Raw genomic sequence first — 18,732 nt, 5'->3', positions numbered from 1 at the left:
GTCAGTTACTCCATCATCTTCTCAATTGGCAGCACCAGAATTGAACTGGCACCCAGCGCTTTCAGTTTTTCCATGGTTTCCCAGAACAGGGTTTCACTGCTCACCATGTGCATCGCCACGCGCTGCTGATCGCCTGCCAGCGGCAGAATGGTTGGGCGTTCAGCGCCCGGTAGCAGGGCAATCACTTCTTCCAGGCGCTCAGTCGGCGCGTGCATCATGATGTATTTCGATTCACGGGCCTGAATCACGCCCTGAATACGGGTCAACAGCTTGTCGATCAGCTGTTGTTTGGCTTCCGGCATTTCACCGTCGCGCTGGATCAGGCAGGCTTTGGAGCGGTAAATGACTTCGACTTCGCGCAGGCCGTTGGCTTCAAGCGTCGCGCCGGTAGACACCAGGTCGCAAATCGCATCGGCCAGACCGGCACGCGGCGCGACTTCAACAGACCCGTTCAATAAGCAGGATTTAAACTGAACGCCTTTACCATCGAGGTAACGTTTGAGCAGGTGCGGATACGAGGTCGCAATACGTTTATTATTGAGGCTGATTGGGCCATCCCACGGGTCGTCAACAGAAACAGCCAGTGAGAAACGGCAGCCGCCAAAATCAAGGCGACGCAGAGTGAAATAACGCGGGTCTTCGCCCTGAGCGCGACGACTCAACAGCTCTTCTTCCAGCACGTTTTCGCCAATAATGCCGAGGTCAACGACGCCGTCCATGATCAGACCCGGGATATCGTCGTCACGTACGCGCAGAATATCGATAGGCATATTCTCAGCCAGCGCGATCAGGCGCTGAGTGTGCATATTAATTTTTATGCCACAGCGGGCGAGCAATTCGCGTGAATCATCGCTTAAACGCCCAGATTTCTGCATGGCTATGCGTAAACGTGTGTTGTCTAACATTCTTATATCCTCGTAGTCCTGTCTGAATTACTCGAAACTTGCGTCCAAAAAAAAGCCCCCGGAAGTGCGATCTTCCGGGGGCTTTCTCTTGCGTTCTGCACCACTGGAAGATCTAACTGTCTTCCAGCACACATCGCCTGAAAGACTAGTCAGGGTGATGGTGATGGTGGTGGTTTTTAAATTGAACGCTGTTCATAAAATTTCTCGTTGAATGCTTATGCATTTGATGCCTTTTAACCTAAACCAGTTCATCGCTATAAAGCAAGGCCTTTTTTACATCTTTAATTCATTTCATATTCATCAGATATACTCTAGATAATTCGAGCCGCAGGCAGGCGGCAAGTCTGAGAATCCCTGGGAGCATAGTTAGCTATGTGACCAGGGTGAACAGACGTAGCCAACGCACATGCGGCTTGAAGTATGACGAGTATAAATTGTCAGTTGGCGAGGGCTGGCGTAGCCTTATAAAAGGAATGCGAACGAGTCAGGAGAACACAGATGAAAAAGGTCGCAATCGTAGGTTTGGGCTGGCTGGGTATGCCGCTGGCACTGTCGTTGAGCGCGCGGGGCTGGCAGGTGTCCGGCAGTAAAACCACCGAAGATGGGATTGAGGCCGCGAGAATGTGTGGCATCGACAGCTATCTGTTGCGCCTGGATCCGCAGCTGGTCTGTGACACGGACGATTTGGATGCATTGATGAACGTCGACGCGCTGGTTATCACGCTCCCTGCGCGGCGCAGCGGTCCCGGCGAAGAGTTTTACCTGCAGGCGGTGCAGGAGCTTGTCGACAGTGCGCTGGCGTATCACATCCCGCGAATTGTGTTCACCAGCTCGACGTCGGTGTACGGCAAAGGGCAGGGCACGATGAAAGAGAATGCCCCGCGCGACCCGATAACTTCCAGCGGCCGCGTGCTGAAAGAGCTGGAAGACTGGCTGCACAATCTGCCAGGGACGTCCGTCGATATTCTGCGCCTGGCGGGCCTGGTCGGGCCGGAGCGTCATCCGGGGCGATTCTTTGCCGGGAAATCCGCGCCGGATGGGCAACAGGGCGTCAACCTGGTGCATCTGGAAGATGTCATTTCCGCGATAACGCTTTTGCTTCAGGCACCGAAGGGCGGGCACATCTATAATTTATGTGCACCCGGACATCCAGCTCGTTCAACGTTTTACCCGCAGATGGCCCGCGAGCTTGGACTTGAGCCGCCGGTATTCAGCGATAGCGCAGAGATTGGACGCATTATTGATGGTAACCGCATCTGTTCTGAGCTGGGGTTTGAGTACCAGCATCCCGACCCGCTGGTGATGCCGCTGGAGTAAACGACCCGCGGTGACATCGCGTACCGACTGGGGGCGACGATGAAACCATTACTGGAAGTTCTCATCATTCTTGATGCGCTCGATAAAGAAGGGAGCTTTGCTGCGGCATCGGCAAAGCTCTTCAAAACCCCTTCCGCACTGAGCTACACCGTTCACAAGCTGGAAAGCGACCTCAATATTCAACTGCTCGACCGCAGCGGGCATCGCGCGAAGTTCACCCGCACCGGGCAAATGCTGCTGGAAAAGGGGCGGGAAGTCCTGCACACGGTGCGCGAACTCGAAAAGCAGGCGGTCAAACTGCACGAAGGCTGGGAGAACGATCTGGTTATCGGCGTGGACGATACCTTTCCTTTCTCATTACTGGCTCCGTTGATTGAACAGTTCTACCAACGGCACAGCGTGACGCGGCTGAAGTTTATCAACGGCATTCTCGGTGGTTCCTGGGATGCGCTGGTGCAGGGCCGGGCCGATATTGTTATCGGCGCGCTGCACGACCCGCCGCCGCTCAGTGATTTCGGTTTCGCGCCTTTAGGTGAGCTGGAGCAGATTTTCGTTGTGGCGGCCCATCATCCTTTGGCGGAAGAGGCCGAACCGCTGAACCGCAAAACCATCAAACGCCATCGGGCGATTATCGTCGGCGACGGCACTACGCCTGACTGTCCTGCATTTCAGCAGGTGCTTGAGGATCAGGAAGCGATCACCGTTTTTGATTTTAAAACCAAGCTGGAGCTGCAAATCAGCGGTCTGGGCTGTGGTTATCTTCCGCGTTACCTGGCGCAGCGGTTTCTCGACAGCGGCGCGTTAGTCGAAAAACAGGTTGCGGCTCACGTGCCGTTTGATGCGGTGTGGATTGGCTGGAACGAGCAGACCGCGGGCCTGGCGAGCGCCTGGTGGCGGGAAGCTGTTTTGGCAAATAGTGCTATCGCGGCAGTCTATAACCGCACCCCTGATGAATAATCAGGCATTTATGGAAAAGTTTTCTTGGATGAGCCTCTCGTTCTCTTGTTTTTATAGGGGGAAGGGGGCAAAATACGCGCCAGCAAAAAAGAGACTAACCGACGCAATTTTATGGCGTCGGTTATTTTTTTGCTTTCGAGACACACTCATTCATACAAGAGGCCGGGCTTCGTACCGGATAGATACTTACTTAAAAATCGACAGTTGTTGTCGCCGAGGAATACAAAAAATGGGGCAATTTTTTGCTTACGCGACGGTTTTCACCGTAAAGGGGAATAACCATGTCGCATAACGCTACTCCAAACACCTCTCGCGTGGAATTACGTAAGACTCTTACGTTGATTCCGGTTGTTATGATGGGTCTTGCCTATATGCAGCCTATGACGCTGTTCGATACTTTCGGTATCGTATCTGGACTGACCGATGGTCACGTCCCGACAGCCTATGCATTCGCTCTGGTAGCCATCCTGTTTACTGCGTTAAGTTACGGTAAGCTGGTTCGCCGCTATCCGTCCGCAGGATCAGCCTATACCTACGCCCAGAAATCCATTAGCCCGACGGTTGGCTTTATGGTGGGTTGGTCTTCGCTGCTTGATTATCTGTTTATGCCGATGATCAATATCCTGTTGGCAAAAATCTACTTTGAAGCGCTGGTACCTTCGGTTCCATCGTGGATATTTGTTGTCGGGTTAGTGGCCTTTATGACCATTTCTAACCTGCGCAGCATTAAAACCGTGGCTAACTTCAACACCCTGATTGTGGTGCTGCAGATGGGTATCGTTGCCGTTATTGTCGGCATGATCATCTGGGGCGTTCACAACGGTACGGGTGCAGGTACGCTGACCAGTAGTCGTCCATTCTGGTCTGAAGGCGCGCATATCACGCCGATGATCACCGGTGCGACAATTCTGTGCTTCTCGTTCCTGGGCTTCGACGGTATCTCTTCTTTGTCTGAAGAAACCAAAGATGCCGAGCGCGTTATCCCGAAAGCCATTGTCCTGACGGCGCTGATTGGCGGCGGGGTCTTTATCGTTGCATCTTACTTCCTGCAACTGTATTTCCCTGACATCTCTCGCTTCAAGGATCCCGATGCGTCACAGCCAGAAATCATGCTGTACGTGGCGGGTACAACCTTCCAGTGGTGCGTGCTTATCTTCTCAAGCGTGACCGTACTGGCATCCGGCATGGCCGCACACGCAGGCGTTTCTCGTCTGATGTATGTGATGGGCCGCGATGGCGTGTTCCCGAAAAGCTTCTTCGGTTACGTGCATCCGAAATGGCGTACCCCGGCATGGAACGTGGTGCTGGTGGGTGCAATTGCTCTGCTGGCGATTAAATTTGACCTGGTAACAGCAACGGCGTTGATTAACTTCGGTGCGCTGGTGGCTTTCACCTTCGTTAACCTGTCCGTTATCTCGCAGTTCTGGATCCGTGAAAAGCGCAACAAAACGCTGAAAGATCACTTCAACTACCTGTTTATGCCGGTATGTGGTGCGCTGACCGTTGGTGCGCTGTGGATTAACCTGGAAGAAAGCTCGATGGTTCTCGGTCTGATTTGGGGTGCAGGTGGCCTGATTTATCTGGCCTGTGTGACCCGCAGCTTCCGTAACCCGGTGCCGCAGTACGAAGACATCGCGTAATCTCGACGCGCGATATCAAAAAAAACCGGAGACACTGTCTCCGGTTTTTTTATGCCTGTTATGCAGACTTAAACAATCTCTTGCGCGTATTGATACAGCGCTTTCAGCAGGGCGAGTTTCTCGTCATTCCCGTCATACTGAATGTACAGCTGCTGCAGTTCATCGGCATAAGCCTGTAGGAATTCCGGGGTAAAGACGTTACGACGGTGCTGCAACCAGCGCTGTTGCTCTGATTCATCCAGCGTGCCGGGGAAATTACGCGCCCGATAGTTGAACAGCAGTTTTTCGATGCGCTTATCGGCAAAGGTGAGATCCAGCGCGGGCAGATTATGCGGCTCGGTCTCCAGAAGAATTTTCATCGCTGCGCGGTCCGCATCACTAAAGAAACCGTTGTAGAGCTGGGTGTCGACGTTTTCTGAGGGTACAAAAGGCTCCGCTTCAGCAAATATCGCCACCACTTTATCGCGCACCTGCGGGTTATCGCGCAGCACCTTGAGGTTATCCAGGCACAGCTGGCGGTTGATACCCAAACGATCGGCATCTTCCGGGCGTAATGTATTGCCCTGCGCGAGAATAGGGCATTTATTCAGATGCACCAGTTTCACTGGAACCGCCGACAGTTCGCCGAGAGAGGCTTTCGGCGTGTATAAACGCTCACGCAGTTCATCAGCGTTCAGTTCGAGTAGCGGCGACATATCACCCGCCAGGTCGACCATAATCACCGCGTTACGGTTGTCCGGGTGCCAGGCCAGCGGTGCCACCCAACTGGTGTTTCCGCGCCACGCCCCGAACATACCGGAGATATGCACCAGCGGTTTCATTTGCGGCACGTCAATCAGCGTCGCCAGTTTGTTCTTTCCGCGGAAGGTATACAGATAATCGAACAGGCGCGGTTGACGGTCTTTCACCAGCTTTGCCATCGCGATGGTGGCGTACACGTCGGCCATCGCATCGTGGGCGTTGCTGTGCTCGATCCCGTTGGCTTTGGTCAGATGTTCCAGGCGAAAGCTCGGCAAACCGTCTTCGTTTTCTGGCCAGTTGATGCCTTCCGGACGCAGGGCGTAGCAGGCGCGCATCACATCGAGCAGATCCCAGCGAGAGTTATGGTTCTGCCAGCTCCAGGCGTACGGGTCGAAGAAATTACGGTAGAAAATGTTACGCGTCACTTCATCATCGAAACGCACGTTGTTGTAGCCAACCACGCAGGTTTTCGGCACGGTAAACAGATCATGGATCCGTTTCGCAAACGCCGCTTCATTTTCGCCTTTGGCCAGCGCTTCCTGCGGCGTGATGCCGGTGATCATGACTGCCTGAGGCTGCGGCAGATAATCATCGGCAGGCTTGCAGTAGAAGACTTCAGGTTCGCCAATGATATTGAAATCAGCGTCGGTGCGAATGGCCGCGAACTGAGCGGGGCGGTCCAGCTGCGGGTGGGTGCCGAAGGTTTCGTAGTCGTGAAACAGGAATCCGGCTTGCGGTTGCGTTTCTTGCATAGTCTGTCTGTTACCCGTGAGCGCGTTAGCCAGTAATGGTAAACGATTTGCCCGATCATCAGAAGCGCGGCGCGGCGATCCTTCGGCGCTGCGTGCAGGAAATGTCATACTTTCTTGCAATTTAACGCTGTCAGCAAAGCGTAACTGCCGTAAAAAGAACGGGAATACGAAAAGTTGAGGATATGCTGTTGAAAGGCCGTTTTTTTATTGCTGTTTCTTTGCTCGCTTCGAGCATTTCTTGCGCAGTTGCTGCAGATTATATTCCCGCACCGGCACAACCTCCTGCGATCCAGGCCGCATCCTGGGTGCTGATGGATTACACCACCGGTCAGGTCCTCACCGCTGGTAACGAGCACCAGCAGCGCAACCCAGCCAGTCTCACAAAGCTGATGACCGGTTATGTGGTTGACCGCGCGATCGACAGCCATCGCATTACCGGAGATGACATGGTCACCGTGGGTCGCGATGCCTGGGCAAAGGGCAATCCTGTTTTTGACGGATCGTCTCTGATGTTCCTCAAGGCGGGCGATCGTCTGAGCGTGCATGACTTGAGCCGCGGACTGATTGTCGATTCCGGGAATGACGCCTGCGTGGCGTTGGCTGACTACGTCGCAGGTGGCCAGCCACAGTTCGTCAAAATGATGAATGATTACGTGAGCAAACTGGGCCTGAAAGATACCCATTTCGAAACCGTGCACGGTCTTGATGCGCCAGGACAGCACAGTTCGGCGTTCGACCTCGCGGTATTATCCCGGGCGATTATCCATGGTGAGCCTGACTTCTATCATATGTATAGCGAGAAGAGCCTGACCTGGAACGGCATCACCCAAAACAACCGTAACGGCTTGCTGTGGGATAAAAACCTGAACGTAGATGGACTGAAAACGGGCCACACGGCTACCGCCGGGTTTAACATCATTGCGTCTGCGGTTGACGGTAAGCGCCGTCTGATTGCGGTCGTCATGGGCGCTGAGAGCTCGAAAGGACGTGAAGACCAGGCGCGTAAGCTACTGCACTGGGGTCAGCAGAATTTCGATACCGTTCAGATCCTGCATACCGGCAAAAAAGTCGGCACTGAGCGCATCTGGTACGGCGATAAAGAACACATCGATCTGGGCACCGATCAAGACTTCTGGCTGGCCTTACCGAAAGCCGAAGTGCCGAAAATTAAAGCCAAATACGTGATGGACAAAAAAGAGCTGGATGCGCCAATCGCGGCCCATCAGCGCGTCGGGGAAATTGAACTCTACGACGGCGATAAGATTGTTGCTCACTGGCCACTGGTGACGCTGGAAAGCGTGGGCAAAGGCGGCATGTTCTCGCGTTTGAGCGACTGGATGCACCATAAATCCTGAGCCAACTGCGGTTGACCAAACGCTCTCTTCGGAGGGCGTTTTACTTTCCTGAACTGTGTAATATCGCACAGGCTCCTTCAGATCTGCTTGCTGAATTTGGCTGTGTATTTATTCAGTGATTGAATTGTATCTTTCTGTTAAAAAACGCGCTATTTAAGGTAAACAAGCCTGCTTTTTAAAAGGTTATTTACGCATCCGTGATGCCAGAGGCAGAAAAACAGATACAATTGTGTTTTCTGCCCTGGCCGGAGTGCGGTGTGCGCGCTGATAAATCACTGAGTCCTTTTGAAATTCGCTTATACCACAACTACCGTGTTGTTCACGGGGTGCGTATCGCTCTCGCGTTTGTGTTGACGTTTCTGTTGGTGCGCCTTTTTCACGTGCCTGAGGGGACCTGGCCGCTCATTACGCTGGTCGTTATCATGGGGCCCATCTCTTTCTGGGGAAACGTGGTCCCACGTGCGTTTGAGCGTATCGGCGGCACGATTTTCGGCTCCGTACTGGGGCTGGTGGCCCTGAAGCTGGAGCTGATGTCGCTGCCGCTGATGCTACTGTGGTGCGCGGCGGCGATGTTCCTCTGTGGCTGGCTGGCTCTGGGCAATAAACCGTATCAGGCGCTGCTGATTGGCATCACGCTGGCGGTGGTTGTCGGTGCGCCACCCGGCGATATGCACATGGCGCTATGGCGAAGCGGGGATGTGATTATCGGTTCGCTGCTGGCGATGCTGTTTACCGGGATTTGGCCGCAGCGGGCGTTTCTCCACTGGCGTATTCAGATGGCAAACTACGTCACTGAATTTAACCGTCTCTATCAAACTGGATTCTCGCCGAACTTACTCGAACGCCCGCGCCTTGAACGCCGACTGCAAAAAGTCCTGAACGACGTGGTGAAGATGCGTGGCCTGATAACGCCCGCCAGTAAAGAGACCCACATTCAGAAATCGATCTTTGAAGGCATTCAGACGGTGAATCGTAATCTGGTCTGTATGCTTGAACTGCAAATCAATGCCTGGTGGGCCTCGCGCGACAGCCACTATCTGATGCTCAACGCCCACACCCTGCGTGACATGCAGCAGATGACCCAGCAGACGTTGCTCACCATTGCGCACGCGCTGTATGAAGGCAATCCGCAGCCGATTCTGGCTAACAACGAAAAGCTGAACGATATCGTCGTCGAGTTACGTCAGCTGATGAATGACTATAAAGGCAAAGATCTGGCGGAAACACCGATGCATGGTTACGTCTGGTTGAGCATGGAGCTGGCGCGACAGCTGGAACTGCTGTCACATCTGATCTGCCGGGCGTTGCGTAAATAACGCTCACCCGGTCACGGTTTGCGGCGTGCTTGTTTCGATTCAGCTACGTTTAGGGTTATGATTGAGGCAGAGCAAAAACCATTGTCATTCGCGGCCGCTAGCAGTTATGTTTACCCGTAGCGGCTGTTTTACGAATCCGAATCTCAATTATCAGGGGTATAAAAATGGAAACAACCAAACCTTCATTCCAGGACGTTCTGGAGTTTGTTCGTCTGTTCCGTCGTAAAAACAAACTGCAGCGCGAAATTCAGGACGTTGAGAAAAAGGTCCGTGACAACCAGAAGCGTGTGCTGCTGCTTGATAACCTCAGTGACTACATCAAGCCAGGCATGAGCGTTGAAGCCATTCAGGGCATCATCGCCAGCATGAAAACCGACTACGAAGATCGCGTGGACGACTACATCATCAAAAATGCTGAGCTGTCTAAAGAGCGTCGCGAGATCTCTAAAAAGCTGAAAGTGATGGGCGAGCTGAAATCAGCTGAAAGCAAAGCCGAGTAAGTTTGCACGTCGCAGAAGCCTGAATAGGGAAACCCCGCCGGTGCGGGGTTTTTTTATGGCTGCAACAAACTGAGTCACTTACTGGTGCCCGGCGTCGGGTGATGACTAACGCCACGTTGCCACATGCGGCGCTGGCGATGCCGGTTAAATAAGGAGGATTGCGATCCCGAGGCGGGGGACTATATTTAGCCTATCACCATCATGTCGATAATAGGGAAATTATGATTCGTTTACTCTCGCTTGCCCTGGGGCTCGCCGCTGTTATCCATAGCGCCCAGGCGGTGACCTATCCGCTTCCTTCCGAAGGGAGCCGGCTGGTCGGCGCGCCGTTAATCGTTACCGTTCCGGAGGGGAATACCCAGCCGCTGGAATATTTTTCCGCGCAGTACGGACAGGGGTTCAGCAACATGCTGGAGGCCAATCCAGGCGTAGATCCGTTCCTGCCGAAAGCGGGGACGGCGTTGACCATTCCGCAGCAACTGATCCTGCCGGACACGGTACGCGAGGGCATTGTGATTAACGTCGCCGAAATGCGGCTTTATTATTATCCGCCTGGGAGCGGCACGGTGGAGGTTTTGCCGATTGGTATTGGTCAGGCCGGGCGTGAAACGCCGCGTAATTGGGTGACAAAAGTAGAGCGTAAGCAGGAAGCTCCGGCCTGGACACCGACGGCAAATACCCGACGCGAGTATGCAAAAGAAGGGAAAACCTTGCCTGCATTTGTGCCACCAGGCGAGGATAACCCGATGGGGTTGTACGCAATTTATATCGGCAAGCTGTACGCCATCCACGGCACTAACGCCAACTTTGGTATCGGTCTGCGCGTCAGCCAGGGATGTATCCGCCTGCGTAAAGACGACATTAAATATCTGTTTGATAACGTGCCGGTGGGGACGCGGGTACAGCTGATCGACAGGCCAGTGAAAGCCACTATCGAACCCGACGGACTGCGGTGGCTGGAGGTGCATGAGCCGCTGTCCCGGAACCGCGCGGAGTTTGAATCTGATAAAAAAGTCCCACTGCCGATGACCCCGGCATTGAACACCGCGACTCGTGGCACCGACGTGAATGCCAGTGTCGCCAGCGCCGCGTTGACGCGCCGTTCCGGAATGCCGGTTATGGTAAGTGCGGGAGCCGCAAATTCCGGACAGCTGTAAATTATCGTTGAGACGAAAAAACAAAAAGCCCGCTCAGTTTCCTGAGCAGGCTTCTTAAATATGGCTCCTCTGACTGGACTCGAACCAGTGACATACGGATTAACAGTCCGCCGTTCTACCGACTGAACTACAGAGGAATCGGTTGGAGGCTTATCTTAGCGGCGAAAAAACTTTTGTCAAACCTCTATTCAAACCTTTCGTCGCGACTGCTGGTTCCGTCAACAATCTGTTGTATTTACCCACAATTTAAACGCAATTCAACGTTGCAGGTTTGGCATTTCTCCCTCATCATTTAAAACGAGGTTTCAACTTTCTCTCTAAGGCACCCTTTGAACGTCTCTGCCGCAGTACGCCAGGCCGTCACCCGCACCACCTGGTATAAAAACCGCAAAACCTACCGTGTTCTGTTCTGGCGTGAAATCACCCCGCTTGCCGTGCCTATCTTCCTGGAAAATACCTGCGTTCTGTTAATGGGCGTGTTGAGTACATTCCTGGTGAGCTGGCTCGGGGCCGATGCGATGGCCGGGGTGGGGCTGGCAGACAGCTTCAACATGGTTATCATGGCGTTCTTTGCCGCTATCGATCTCGGCACAACGGTAGTCGTCGCCTTCAGTCTGGGCAAGCGTAACCGAAAACAGGCGAGGGCGGCAGCCCGTCAGTCGCTGGTTATCATGACGCTATTTTCAATTATTCTCGCCGCGGTCATTCATCTGTTTGGCCGGGAAATTATCGAAGTGGTGGCCGGGGCTGCGTCGCCACATGTCAAAGAACTGGCGCTGACCTATCTCGAACTGACGGCGCTGAGCTATCCGGCGGCGGCGATCGCGCTGATCGGCAGCGGGGCGCTGCGCGGGGCGGGTAATACCAAAATTCCGCTGTTGATTAACGGCGGGATGAACATCCTTAACATTATTATCAGTAGTGTCCTGATTTATGGGGCGTTCTCCTGGCAGGGGATGGGATTTGTCGGTGCCGGTCTGGGGCTGACGATTTCCCGCTATATCGGTGCGATTGGGATTGTCGCGGTGCTGGCGGTCGGCTTCAACCCGGCGCTGCGTATTCCGCTAAAGAGTTATATCAAGCCGCTTAACTTCGCCATTATCTGGGAAGTGATGGGGATTGGTATTCCGGCGAGTATTGAATCGGTGCTGTTTAACAGCGGCAAACTGCTGACGCAGATGTTTGTTGCCGGGATGGGCACCGACGTTATCGCCGGGAACTTTATCGCCTTTTCGGTGGCGTCGTTGATAAACCTGCCGGGGAACGCGCTGGGCTCGGCGTCGACCATCATTACCGGCAAGCGACTCGGCAAAGGGCAAATTGGCCAGGCGGAAAAACAGCTGCGCCATGTGTTCTGGATGTCGACCATCGTGCTGACCGCCATTGCCTGGGGCACCGCGCCGTTCGCCGGTTTGTTCGCTTCTTTCTATACCCACGAAGCGGATGTCAAAGAGGTGGTGAAAGAGTTGCTGTGGCTGAACGCCGCGTTTATGCCGATTTGGTCTGCGTCGTGGGTGTTACCGGCCGGGTTGAAAGGTGCGCGTGATGCGCGTTACGCCATGTGGGTGTCGATGTTTAGCATGTGGGGCGCTCGCGTGGTTGCCGGTTACTTCCTCGGGATTGTCCTGGGATGGGGCGTGGTCGGCGTGTGGCTCGGCATGTTCCTTGACTGGGCGGTGCGCGGCGTGGCGTTCTACTGGCGGATGATCAGCGGCCGCTGGCTGTGGAAATACCCGCGCGTGAGAAACCAATAAAAAAACGCACAGAAGGGATCTTTCTGTGCGTCGGGTTACTTCAATCAATGCTCAAAATAATTCGCGTTACAGGTAGGCGGCAATTGAGCGCATCCCCTGGAGCTTACTTGAGTAAGTGACAGGGGTGAGCGAGTGAAGCCAACGCCCCTGTAGCGTGAAGTATGAAGAGCATTACACCCCAAGGCGATCGCGAAGACTGTAATACGCCGCACCCATCGCGGTGAACGGAATGCGCAGCGTACGGCCACCCGGGAACGGGTAGTGCGGCAGTTTGGCAAACGCATCAAAGCGTTCTGCATCGCCACGCAGTAATTCTGAAATCAAACGTCCCGCCAGATGCGTACAGGTCACGCCGTGACCGCTGTAGCCCTGCATGTAGTAAATGTTGTTATCCAGACGCCCGAACTGCGGCATCCGTGACAGCGTCAGCAGGAAATTGCCGGTCCAGCTGTAGTCAATCTTCACGCCTTTCAGCTGCGGGAAGGTTTTCAGCAGGTTCGGCATTACCAGGCGCTCGATATCTGCCGGGTCACGCGCACCGTATACCACGCCGCCGCCGTACAGCAGGCGGTTGTCGCCGGTCAGACGGTAATAATCAAGCAGATAGTTACAGTCTTCCACGCAGTAATTATTCGGGATCAACGAACGCGCGACGTCTTCACTCAGCGGTTCGGTGGTCAACACCTGGGTGCCGCACGGCATGCTGCGTTTCGCCAGTTCCGGCTCCAGTTTATCGCCCAAATACGCATTACCCGCCACAATCACGTACTTTGCCGTCACCTGGCCCTTTGCAGTGCTGACCACAGCCGGGCTGCTGTGTTGAATATTCGTCACTGGCGATTGCTCATACACGCGGCCACCGTTCAGGCGAATTGCATTAGCCTCACCGATCGCCAGATTGAGCGGATGAATATGTCCGCCACTGTGGTCGAGCAGGGCACCGACGTAGCGGTCGCTGTTCACTTCACGCTTCAGCTCGTTGGCGTCCAGCATTTCCAGCTGGGTGTTACCGTAGCGTTCCCAGTTGGCTTTCTGTTCTTCCAGCGTTTCGAGCTGTTTATGGTTCATCGCCACGAACAGGCCGCCTGGACGATAATCGCAATCAATCTGATAGCGCTTGATGCGCTCGCGAATAATCTTGCCGCCTTCAAACATCATGCTGCCGAGCATTTTGGCCGAATCCGGGCCGTAAGTACGCTCGATAACGTCTATATCGCGGCTGTAAGAGTTGACCAGCTGGCCGCCGTTGCGACCGCTGGCACCGAAACCGATGCGTGCCGATTCCAGCAGCACCACGTCGTAACCCATTTCGGCGAGATGCAGCGCGGAGGAAAGCCCGGTGTAACCTCCACCGACCACGCACACGTCACAGGTGACGGACTCGCTCAGGGTCGGAAAAGGTTCATACTGATTGGCGCTCGCGGCGTAATAGCTGGTGGTATGTTCAGTCATGAAGAGGCTCCAGGGCAATCCAGATAGTTTTCAGTTCACTAAATTTTTCCAGGGCGTGCAGGGACTTATCGCGTCCGTTACCGCTCTGCTTATAACCGCCGAACGGCACGGTCATGTCGCCATCGTTATAGTTGTTCACGAAGATGGAACCGGCTTTCAGGCGGCGGCTCATACGGTGCGCGCGCGACAAATCATTGGTCCACACCGCAGCGCCGAGTCCGTATTCGCTGTCGTTGGCAAGCTCCAGCGCCTGCGCTTCGGTTTTAAAGCGGGTAACAACCAGCACCGGGCCGAAGATTTCATCGCGGCCGACGCGTGCAGTTGGCGCGGTATCGACAAAAATAGTCGGGCCGATAGCCGCCGGATGTTTGCCGTCGCGGCCATCCAGCGCCAGCGTGCCCTGAGTTTCACCGTCGCGAATAAAGCTGTGAACGGTGTCGGCATGGGCGTTATCAATCAGCGTGCCCATGGTGGTATTCGGGTCGAGCGGATTACCCGGCAGCCAGTTTTTGGCCTGCTCTTTCAGCAGCGTGATAAACTGGTCGGCGATGCTCTCTTCCAGCAGCAGACGCGTACCGGCGATACACACCTGGCCCTGGTTGTAGAAGATGCCTGCGGCAGTATTGGCGGCGGCTTTTTCAATGTCCGGGCAATCGGCGAACACGATATTGGCACTCTTGCCGCCAGCTTCCAGCCACACGCGTTTCATGTTGCTGTCGCCTGCGTCTTTCAGCAGCTGTTTGCCGGTACGGGTCGATCCGGTGAAGGTGATGACGTCGACATCCGGATGCTGAGACAGCGCCTGGCCCGCTTCATGACCAAAGCCGCTGATGACGTTGAACACGCCGTCCGGCAGTCCGGCTTGTTTCGCCAGCTGCGCCAGACGAATAGCGGTTAACGGTGATTTTTCAGAAGGTTTGAGGATAACGCTATTGCCTGACGCCAGCGCCGGACCCAGTTTCCAGCAGGCCAGCAGCAGCGGGAAGTTCCACGGAACGACGGCCGCCACTACGCCGATTGGCTCACGCACAATCAGCGCCAGCTCGTTTACGCCAGTGGTGGCCACTTCGCCATACACTTTGTCGATAGCCTCGGCATACCAGCGGATAGCGCGGGCCGCGCCGGGAATATCATCACGCAGGCTATGGCGAATAGGCTTACCGGTGTCGAGCGTCTCCAGCAGCGCCAGCTCCTCGTGATGCTGTTCCATTAAATCCGCCAGCGTGTTCAGCACGGCTTTACGTTTGGCCGGGGAGGCCTGCGACCAGTCCCCGCGCTCGAATACGTCACGGGCGGCACGCACGGCGATATCCACATCGGCTTTTTTCCCGCGAGCCACCTGGGCAAGAGGGCGTTGTCCGGCGGGGCCAACAATTTCAAATGTGCTGCTGTCCTGCGCCTGGCAATATTCGCCGTTAATAAACAAACGCGTTTCTATAGAGATATTTTTCGCTTTTTCCTGCCAGTAATTCAGATGCTGAAAGTCCATGATGACTCCTTTTTATTCAATAAGATAAACGGTCTTTCTCTGCTGCTATCGGCAAAATCTGGCTGCAAAACGCCCCAGGAAATGAATCCTGTAAAAAAGCGTTGTTTAAAATGGCCTGAGAAATTCAGGCCGAATTTAGTGTATGAAAATCAGAACGTGGTGGGGGTATGGGCACTGATGATGCGGCATATGCCTGCTGAAGTGTTGCTGAAACTGTGAGGTATGCCGGTATTGATGGCATAACTTTGCCCCGCAACGAGGTGATAATCCTGACCGTTGATGGTCAGAATCACGTCACCCTCCAGTATCGTGCCTATCTCCTCACCCTGGTGTTTGATCCTCTCCCCGGTTGTTGTGCCCGGTTGATAAGTCTCAAAGATCATTGCCAGCGTACGGTTCGGATTTCCGTTGTGAACCAACTTCATTGAAACACCCTGACTGCCGATTTCAATCAGGTCATCCTGATTGATAACCACCTGCGGCTCATCAGGTTTTTCCGGGTCCGCGAAGAACTCGGAGAGCGACAGCCCATAAACTTTCAGCAACTTTTGCAAGGTACTGATGGCAGGACTGACTTTGTCCTGTTCTATGGTGCTGATGGCACTATGCGTTAATCCAGACAGTTCGGCGGCACGACGTTGTGAAAGACCCAATTGTTGGCGGATCGCTGACAAACGTTTACCCGGCGCCAGGCCGTCATCGCTCATATTGGCATTTCCTTAACTGTAGGGGTCAGAGTCGCTGTTTTTCAGCGAGGTGGTTCTGACAAGCGGTGATAAAACCTTCAAGCAACAAACGCGACAGGGCGTATTCGCTACTGTTCCATTCTGGGTGCCATTGCACACCAAGGGCGAACGGGTGATCGTGAATACTGGCGGCTTCGACCAGGCCGTCCTGCGAGCGGGCTTCCACGCGCAGCAGCGGACCGAGTGTTTTCGCGCCTTGACCGTGTAATGAGTTCACCCAAAACGTGTTGCAACCCGGTATTAACCTCGAAAGCAATCCTCCCTCTTGAACCTGAACTTCGTGTGATGGCGCGTACTGCTGCTCCACCGGGAGTTCCGAATCTTCACGGTGTTCCAGGAACTGAGGCTGATCGCACAGGCGACGATACAGAGTCCCGCCTGTGGCGACAACAAGTTCCTGCAAACCCCGGCAGATGGCGAAAATGGGGATGCGCCTTTCGAGCCCGGCGGTGATCAACGCCATGCTCAGTTCATCACGCCCAGGATCGGCGTCAGGCTCATCGCCGTTTTCACCATAGAGGTGCGGCTGCACATTGCTGGGGCTGCCGGGTAAGAATATTCCATCAAGTTTTGGCAGAAGGGCATTCAGCAGTTCCGGCTCCGCCAGCGCATGTGGCAGGGCAATCGGCAAACCGCCGGCATTTAATACAGCATTCAGGTACTTTTCTTGCAGAGTCTGGGTCTGGTGACCCTTAAGCCTGTTCCTGCACATCACAACACCGATAACTGGCTTGTCAAATATATTGCCCATGATCACCCTCACATTCTGGACTAAATTATTGCCAAAACTATTCCATATGGCCTTTTCCGTTCAATATTTTCTCAATCTAGCAGTGCGATAACCTCTTTGCAAACTCAATTTAACATTTGACAAACATTTTAGTTAGCGCCATTGTCGATGAGTGGACATTATATTTAACGGTCGAAATCAGTGACCGGCATCCAAAGCAACGGCGGTGAATCATGGAAACTAATATCGTAGAAGTTGAGAATTTTGTTCAGCAGTCCGAAGAGAGACGAAGTAGCGCGTTTGCACGTGAAGTGAAGACCTTCCTCGAGCGTTACCCTAATACCCAATATGTTGATGTCCTGCTGACCGACCTGAACGGTTGCTTCCGTGGCAAACGCATCCCGGTCGCCAGCCTGCGTAAGATCGAGAAAGGCTGCTATTTCCCGGCGTCAGTGTTTGCGATGGATATCCTCGGCAACGTAGTAGAAGAAGCGGGTCTTGGACAAGAGCTGGGCGAACCGGACCGTAGCTGTGTGCCGGTGCTGGGCACCTTAACCCCGTCAGCGGCTGACCCGGAATTTATCGGCCAGATGATGCTGACCATGCTGGATGAAGATGGCGCTCCCTTTGACGTTGAGCCGCGGAACGTGCTGAATCGACTCTGGCAGCAGCTGCGCCAGCGCGGTCTGTTCCCCGTGGTAGCGGTAGAGCTGGAGTTCTATTTACTTGACCGCCAGCGCGATAATGAAGGTTACCTGCAGCCGCCCTGCGCGCCGGGCACCGATGACCGTAATACCCAAAGCCAGGTTTACTCCGTTGATAACCTCAATCACTTTGCGGACGTGCTGACCGATATCGACGATTTAGCGCGATTGCAGCTGATCCCGGCAGATGGCGCAGTCGCCGAAGCGTCACCGGGCCAGTTCGAAATCAATCTTTACCACACCGATAACGTGCTTGATGCCTGCGACGATGCGCTGGCGCTGAAACGTCTGGTGCGTACCGTGGCGGAAAAACACAAAATGCACGCCACCTTTATGGCAAAACCGTATGAAGAACACGCCGGTAGCGGGATGCACATTCATATCAGCATGCTGAACAGTAAAGGCGAAAACGTGCTGGCCGACGCGGATGGCGAAGATTCGAGCATCCTCAAGCGTTCGCTTGCGGGAATGATAGATCTGATGCCTGCATCTATGGCACTGTTAGCGCCGAACGTTAACTCCTACCGTCGTTTCCAGCCGGGTATGTATGTGCCAACGCAGGCTTCCTGGGGGCACAACAACCGTACCGTTGCGCTGCGCATCCCGTGTGGCGATCGTGACAGTCATCGTGTCGAATACCGCGTAGCGGGTGCTGATGCCAACCCTTATCTGGTGATGGCGTCAATCCTCGCGGGTATTTTGCATGGCCTGGATAATGAGTTGCCGTTGCAGGAAGAAGTGGAGGGCAATGGTCTGGAGCAGGAAGGTCTGCCTTTCCCGATTCGCCAGAGTGATGCGCTGTGGGAATTCATGCAGAACGATAGCCTGCGTGAACTGATGGGTGAGCGTTTCAGCCATGTGTACCATGCCTGCAAGAACGACGAGTTGATTCAGTTTGAGCGTCTGATCACAGAAACTGAAATTGAGTGGATGCTGAAAAACGCCTGATTGCGCGTTTCCCGGCCTGAAGGCCCGGTAAGCGTAGCATGTAATACCGGACAGCAAAATAATAAGCAGCATCATACGGTCTGAGCGGAGCCAGGCCGGACGTTTTGCAGGGTAACCTGCCATTTCCCGGCGTCGCGTAAAGGAGCGCAGGCGGCAACGGGTCTTCAGTTAATCGACAAATTGTATGACGAGGAAATGAGATGATGCAGATGTTTAAATACCCGCACGGCGAAGGTGAACGCCGTTGCCGCATTGACTACGACGGACCG

Annotated in this window: 17 protein-coding genes, 1 tRNA gene, 1 pseudogene and 1 other annotated feature; of the genes and pseudogenes, 11 read left to right on the top strand and 8 right to left on the bottom strand. The window is 54.3% G+C overall.

The window, feature by feature from the left end:
* Positions 1-5: 5 nt before the first annotated feature.
* Complete coding sequence (gene hisG / locus MUU47_RS10155; RefSeq protein WP_258988080.1) at positions 6-905, bottom strand: ATP phosphoribosyltransferase; 900 nt, start codon at positions 903-905, stop codon at positions 6-8.
* Positions 906-951: 46 nt separating this feature from the next.
* Positions 952-1,075 (bottom strand) — a sequence feature (His leader region).
* On the bottom strand, positions 1,051-1,101 hold the full coding sequence (gene hisL / locus MUU47_RS10150) for a his operon leader peptide (RefSeq protein ID WP_009654477.1): 51 nt from the start codon (positions 1,099-1,101) through the stop codon (positions 1,051-1,053). (Overlaps the previous feature by 25 nt.)
* 302 nt (positions 1,102-1,403) lie before the next feature.
* On the opposite strand from hisL, the gene MUU47_RS10145 reads away from it, so the two are divergent.
* The 4 genes and pseudogenes from MUU47_RS10145 to MUU47_RS10130 all read left to right on the top strand — a co-directional run bounded on the left by MUU47_RS10145 (position 1,404) and on the right by MUU47_RS10130 (position 4,819).
* A complete protein-coding gene (locus MUU47_RS10145; RefSeq protein WP_258988079.1) occupies positions 1,404-2,222 on the top strand; it encodes an SDR family oxidoreductase in 819 nt (272 codons plus the stop codon).
* A 39-nt stretch (positions 2,223-2,261) separates the two neighbouring features.
* Positions 2,262-3,173, top strand: a pseudogene (locus MUU47_RS10140) (LysR family transcriptional regulator); the annotation flags it as partial.
* 235 nt (positions 3,174-3,408) lie between these two features.
* Positions 3,409-3,471: a membrane protein YoeI gene (yoeI, locus tag MUU47_RS10135; RefSeq protein ID WP_133461903.1), complete on the top strand. Its 63-nt coding sequence runs from the start codon at positions 3,409-3,411 to the stop codon at positions 3,469-3,471.
* Positions 3,461-4,819, top strand: a complete 1,359-nt coding sequence (locus tag MUU47_RS10130; RefSeq protein ID WP_258988077.1) for an APC family permease — start codon at positions 3,461-3,463, stop codon at positions 4,817-4,819. The genes yoeI and MUU47_RS10130 overlap by 11 nt, the downstream gene beginning before the upstream one ends.
* A gap of 68 nt (positions 4,820-4,887) precedes the next feature.
* On the opposite strand, the gene sbcB is transcribed toward MUU47_RS10130, so the two are convergent.
* Positions 4,888-6,312: an exodeoxyribonuclease I gene (gene sbcB / locus MUU47_RS10125; RefSeq protein ID WP_258988076.1), complete on the bottom strand. Its 1,425-nt coding sequence runs from the start codon at positions 6,310-6,312 to the stop codon at positions 4,888-4,890.
* A gap of 188 nt (positions 6,313-6,500) precedes the next feature.
* Here sbcB and dacD point away from each other — a divergent pair, with 188 nt between their 5' ends.
* The 4 genes from dacD to ldtA all read left to right on the top strand — a co-directional run bounded on the left by dacD (position 6,501) and on the right by ldtA (position 10,640).
* On the top strand, positions 6,501-7,667 hold the full coding sequence (gene dacD / locus MUU47_RS10120; protein WP_258988074.1) for a serine-type D-Ala-D-Ala carboxypeptidase DacD: 1,167 nt from the start codon (positions 6,501-6,503) through the stop codon (positions 7,665-7,667).
* Positions 7,668-7,924: 257 nt separating this feature from the next.
* The gene (locus MUU47_RS10115) at positions 7,925-8,983 is read left to right on the top strand and encodes an FUSC family protein (RefSeq protein WP_258988072.1); all 1,059 of its coding nucleotides are present in this window, start codon (positions 7,925-7,927) and stop codon (positions 8,981-8,983) included.
* 164 nt (positions 8,984-9,147) lie between these two features.
* Positions 9,148-9,483: a DUF496 family protein gene (locus MUU47_RS10110; protein WP_258988071.1), complete on the top strand. Its 336-nt coding sequence runs from the start codon at positions 9,148-9,150 to the stop codon at positions 9,481-9,483.
* Positions 9,484-9,704: 221 nt separating this feature from the next.
* Positions 9,705-10,640: a L,D-transpeptidase gene (gene ldtA, locus MUU47_RS10105; protein ID WP_258988070.1), complete on the top strand. Its 936-nt coding sequence runs from the start codon at positions 9,705-9,707 to the stop codon at positions 10,638-10,640.
* A gap of 61 nt (positions 10,641-10,701) precedes the next feature.
* Here the strand turns inward: ldtA and MUU47_RS10100 are convergent.
* A tRNA-Asn gene (locus MUU47_RS10100) sits at positions 10,702-10,777 on the bottom strand.
* A 5-nt stretch (positions 10,778-10,782) separates the two neighbouring features.
* Between MUU47_RS10100 and MUU47_RS23500 the strand changes: the two genes are divergently transcribed.
* Positions 10,783-10,890: a DUF5951 family protein gene (locus MUU47_RS23500; protein ID WP_374684744.1), complete on the top strand. Its 108-nt coding sequence runs from the start codon at positions 10,783-10,785 to the stop codon at positions 10,888-10,890.
* A gap of 79 nt (positions 10,891-10,969) precedes the next feature.
* Positions 10,970-12,394, top strand: a complete 1,425-nt coding sequence (locus MUU47_RS10095; protein ID WP_258988069.1) for an EmmdR/YeeO family multidrug/toxin efflux MATE transporter — start codon at positions 10,970-10,972, stop codon at positions 12,392-12,394.
* Positions 12,395-12,565: 171 nt separating this feature from the next.
* Here the strand turns inward: MUU47_RS10095 and MUU47_RS10090 are convergent, their stop codons facing one another.
* The 4 genes from MUU47_RS10090 to puuD form a co-directional block, all read right to left on the bottom strand.
* Positions 12,566-13,846 (bottom strand): NAD(P)/FAD-dependent oxidoreductase, encoded by a 1,281-nt coding sequence (locus MUU47_RS10090; RefSeq protein ID WP_258988068.1) that lies wholly within the window; start codon positions 13,844-13,846, stop codon positions 12,566-12,568.
* Positions 13,839-15,335 carry an aldehyde dehydrogenase PuuC gene (puuC, locus tag MUU47_RS10085; protein ID WP_258988067.1) on the bottom strand — a complete coding sequence of 499 codons (1,497 nt, stop codon included), beginning with the start codon at positions 15,333-15,335 and terminating at the stop codon, positions 13,839-13,841. The genes MUU47_RS10090 and puuC overlap by 8 nt, the downstream gene beginning before the upstream one ends.
* 149 nt (positions 15,336-15,484) lie before the next feature.
* The gene (gene puuR / locus MUU47_RS10080) at positions 15,485-16,042 is read right to left on the bottom strand and encodes an HTH-type transcriptional regulator PuuR (RefSeq protein ID WP_110509576.1); all 558 of its coding nucleotides are present in this window, start codon (positions 16,040-16,042) and stop codon (positions 15,485-15,487) included.
* A 25-nt stretch (positions 16,043-16,067) separates the two neighbouring features.
* Entirely contained in the window at positions 16,068-16,832 is a 765-nt protein-coding gene (gene puuD / locus MUU47_RS10075) for a gamma-glutamyl-gamma-aminobutyrate hydrolase (protein WP_110509676.1), read from the bottom strand.
* A gap of 212 nt (positions 16,833-17,044) precedes the next feature.
* On the opposite strand from puuD, the gene MUU47_RS10070 reads away from it, so the two are divergent.
* Positions 17,045-18,463, top strand: coding sequence for a glutamine synthetase family protein (locus MUU47_RS10070; RefSeq protein ID WP_258988066.1), 1,419 nt, complete (start codon positions 17,045-17,047; stop codon positions 18,461-18,463).
* Positions 18,464-18,732 lie beyond the last annotated feature (269 nt).

The sequence above is a fragment of the Scandinavium hiltneri genome (genome assembly GCF_024764835.1).
Classification (GTDB): Bacteria; Pseudomonadota; Gammaproteobacteria; order Enterobacterales; family Enterobacteriaceae; genus Scandinavium; species Scandinavium hiltneri.
The sequence above is the reverse complement of the archived record's forward strand: the minus strand, read 5'-3'. Positions and strand labels throughout refer to the sequence as shown.